The sequence below is a fragment of the Cloacibacillus sp. genome, from assembly GCF_020860125.1.
Lineage (GTDB): Bacteria > Synergistota > Synergistia > Synergistales > Synergistaceae > Cloacibacillus.
Genome location: NZ_JAJBUX010000097.1, coordinates 1 through 2,953 on the forward strand (window position 1 = coordinate 1; position 2,953 = coordinate 2,953).

General features: G+C 52.1%; 2 protein-coding genes. Both read left to right on the top strand.

Annotation, left to right across the window (positions count from 1 at the left end; all coding sequences use genetic code 11):
* The first annotated feature begins 185 nt into the window (after nucleotides 1-185).
* On the top strand, nucleotides 186-1,622 hold the full coding sequence (locus LIO98_RS12220) for a sodium:solute symporter family protein (protein ID WP_291957557.1): 1,437 nt from the start codon (nucleotides 186-188) through the stop codon (nucleotides 1,620-1,622).
* A complete protein-coding gene (locus LIO98_RS12225; protein WP_291957561.1) occupies nucleotides 1,619-2,842 on the top strand; it encodes an amidohydrolase family protein in 1,224 nt (407 codons plus the stop codon). The genes LIO98_RS12220 and LIO98_RS12225 overlap by 4 nt, the downstream gene beginning before the upstream one ends.
* Nucleotides 2,843-2,953 lie beyond the last annotated feature (111 nt).

Genomic DNA, 2,953 nt, shown 5'->3' on the forward strand with positions numbered 1-2,953 from the left:
GATATATATTATATATAATATATAATATTTTTACAAGTTGAGAGAGAGAACTTGTAAGGATCAAAAAGGTACCCAAACTGCTTTTTTCCACCCGAACAATGATTTTTAGAATAAAAAGGAGGCTGTAGAACAGGTTTTTGTATGTTTTATTGTCAATTTTTTAAAAAAATTAGGGAGGGATTTTTATGAATGAAGCATTAGCAGGTCCGTCATACGCAATAGCGATAGTGGTGTATCTTTTGGTCATGATTGCAGTAGGCTGTTATTTTGGTAAAAAGGCGCGCGATGATAAAGACGGCTTTCTTCTCGCCGGACGTGAACTTCCTAAAATCGTCCTTGTCGGTACGCTGCTTGCGACCTGGTTCGGCGGAGGCACCGTGGTCGGAGGAGCGGACTTTGTATATAAGACCGGTCCGTGGGCCGGTATCTTTTTCTTCATCGGCGCGCCGCTTGGCGCCCTTGTTCTGATGGGGCTTGCGCCGAAGATCCGCGAGCTGGCGAAGTATACCGTCCCGGAGATCCTGGAGCAGACATACGGTCCACATACAAGGCTGCTTGCCTCTATCTGCATTCTGCTGGCCTATACCGGGATCGTCTCATATAATTTTACCGGAGCGGCATATATCGTAAATATCGTTATCGGCTTTGACCAGTCATATTCCGTTATTATCGCGGCCGCGATAATGGTGCTGCTGGCCATCACCGCCGGCATGAACTCCGTCGCCTGGACGGATGCCCTGAGCGCGGCGCTGATTTTCTTTGGCATGGGCTTCGGACTTTATTTCGCGGCCTCTTCCGCCGGCGGATATGCGGCGACCTATGCCGCTCTCTCCCCTTCCCAGGCCAGTGTGTCGGGGGGACTCACCTGGACGCAGCTTGCGGGATACAGCCTGCCCCTCTTCTTCCTCTACATGGGCGACCAGAACCAGCTTCAGCGCTACGCATGTGCCAAGACGCCGGCGGAGGCGCGCAAATCTGCTCAGATGCTCTTCTGTGGGATGTGCGTCGTCATCTTCCTTGTGCTCAGCTACTGCATGTTCGCCGTTAAGCTGATGCCCAACATCAACGGCAATACGGCTGTAATGCGCATGGCGATCAACTATGTTCCCTTCATTTTCGGAGCTCCGATCCTTTGCGCCTGCGTAGCCTTCCTTGTTACGACTGGTGACTCTTTTATACTTTCGGCTTCGACAAACATAATGATAGATATTGTACAGAAATATTTCAAACCTGATATGACGGATAAGGAGCTTGTCAGAGGCACACGTATAACGATCGTCTGTGTCGGCATCTTCTCCTATGTCATGGCGGTATTTTTCCCCAGTGTCTTGAAGATGCAGATGTATTCCTATTCGATATACGGAGCCGGTGTGACGATTCCGCTGCTTGGAGCATTTTTCTGGAAAAAGGCCAGCCCCGGGGGTGGCATGGCCTCCGTCGTGACTGGCGGCGCGGCGATTCTTGCCTGGGACCTCTTCCTTAACCGGCCGATGGGCCTTAACGGAATCATCATCGCCGTCCCTCTTGCCACTGTGGCCCTTGTTGTATTCAGCCTCCTGTTCCCCAAAAAAACCGGCGCCATAGACAGTGCAGCGAACATTGATATGGAGGCGGCCGAATGATCACCGTCTTTGAGAATGCCCTTCTGCTTGACTGTACAGGCGCTGAACCTGCCGAAAATAGCTGGCTGACGGTGGATGATGGCGTCATCAAGGAGATAGGAAGCGGAAAAGCGCCTGTCTTCAGAGAGGCGGAAGTCGTAAACTGCAAGAGCAACACCCTGATGCCAGGCCTCATCGACGCACATATCCACCTGAACCTCTTTGATGACAACCTCGCTGAGATCCCACGCAGAGACTATCCGGCGATGCACTTTGTGAAATGTCTGCAGGTGTTGAAGGATACAGGTGAGCAGGGATTCACCACCGTTCGCGACGCTGGTGGGGCCGACGCCGGCTTTCGGGTCGCCGTTGAAAGAGGGCTTGTTCCGGGACCGAAAATTTCCGTGTCCGGCACCTCCATCTGCCAGACCGGCGGTCACTCCGATGTCAGGCTGTCGACTGAGGTCGCCGCACCGATGCTATCCCCGATTCCCATAGGCTGTGTGGCGGACGGAGTGGCAGAGGTCCAAAAGGCGGCGAGGGAACAGCTACGGCGCGGAGCCGACCATCTGAAGGTGATGGCTGGAGGCGGCTGCGGCAGCCCCGCGGATGAGCCGGATACCACTCAGTATTCCTTGGATGAGCTTAAAGCGGTCGTTGCCGAAGCCTCTGCGGTCAAAAAGGTCGTTCTTGCACACACTTACTCCAACAGCAGCATGCGCCTCTGCGCGGAGGCCGGCGTCTACAGTATGGAACACGGCAACTATCTGGACAGGGCCACGGCGCAGGTATTGAAGGAGAAAGACTGCTGGCTGGTTCCCACTCTTTCGACCTATTTCTATATGTCCGAACATGGAGAAGAGCTGGGGATACCATCCTATTTCCTGAGAAAAATGAAGCAGGTACGCGAGTCGGCCCTGGAGGCGGTCCACAACGCGATGGAGACCGGTGTCAAAATTGGATCCGGCTGCGACATGGTAGGTTCCGGTCAGCCTTACAAAGCTATGGAGCTTGAGCTCAAGGCAAGGGTGATGGGGCCGATGGGAGCTATCCTCAGCGCTACGAGGGAAAATTCTAAGCTGATGAAGAGGGAGAAACAAATTGGCACGCTCGAGGCGGGAAAATGTGCCGATATACTTCTTGTAAATGGCAACCCGCTGAATGACGTTGCCCTCTTCCAAAACAGGGAGAACCTGTTTGTCATCATGCAAGACGGCTGCTTTGTTAAGAAAAAGCTATAAAGAGCCATATTTTAGTTAAAAAATAAAAAAAGAAGAGGGTTTATGGAAAATATCTTGGCAAAAAAGGAGAATGATGCCACAATATCAGTAAATTTCGACAATTAAACCTGC

What these genes read in the sequence shown, in the direction of transcription:
- LIO98_RS12220 (WP_291957557.1), top strand. Translation starts at nt 186, where the DNA reads ATGAATGAAGCATTAGCAGGTCCGTCATACGCAATAGCGATAGTGGTG.
- LIO98_RS12225 (WP_291957561.1), top strand. Translation starts at nt 1,619, where the DNA reads ATGATCACCGTCTTTGAGAATGCCCTTCTGCTTGACTGTACAGGCGCT.